Here is a 671-nt window from a genome sequence, read left to right on the forward strand (position 1 = left end):
CGTGGTGCCGCTGCCCGTGTTGCCGGAGAGGTCAGCCACGCCGGTATTGTTGAGGGTGATGACGTTGCTCGCGTCATTCACCCCCGCCGTGGGCGTGAAGGTCGCGGTCCAGGTGATGCCGCCGTCGCTGCTGCTCACAGCCGTCAGCGTACCGTTGGCGATGGCCAGGTCGGCGTTGGTAAAACCGCTGACCGCTTCACTGAATGTAATCGTCACCAGTGAGGTTTCGCCGGCACTCAGGGTCGGGTCGGCCAGGACGATGGTCGCGGTAGGCCGGACCGTGTCGATGGCGTAGTTGTTGGAGTCGGTGGTGCCGCTGCCCGCGTTGCCCGACAGGTCGCTGATGCCGGTGTTGTCCAGGGTGATCAGGTTGGTCGTGTCGTTGATGCTGGCGCTCGGGGTAAACGTTGCGGTCCAGGTGATGCCGCCATCGCTGCTGCTCACGGCGCTCAACGTGCCGTTGGCAATCGTCAGGTCCGCGTTGGTGAAACCGCTGACCGCTTCGCTGAAGGTGATGGTCACCAGCGAGGTTTCGCCGATTCTCAGCGCAGTGTCCGCGACAACGACGGTTGCCGTCGGGCGCACGGTATCGATGGCGTAGTTGTTCGAATTGCTGGTGCCGCTGCCCACGTTGCCGCTGTTGGCCGATTGCACGCCGCTGTTATCCAGGA

The 671-nt window shown here is 63.8% G+C and carries 1 protein-coding gene; it reads right to left on the minus strand.

Annotation, left to right across the window (positions count from 1 at the left end; genetic code table 11):
- On the minus strand, positions 1-671 hold a 671-nt coding region (locus PMI01S_RS30755; protein WP_255326136.1), incomplete at both ends, for an Ig-like domain-containing protein.

Origin of the sequence: Pseudomonas migulae NBRC 103157 (assembly GCF_002091715.1) — a bacterium.
Classification (GTDB): domain Bacteria; phylum Pseudomonadota; class Gammaproteobacteria; order Pseudomonadales; family Pseudomonadaceae; genus Aquipseudomonas; species Aquipseudomonas migulae_A.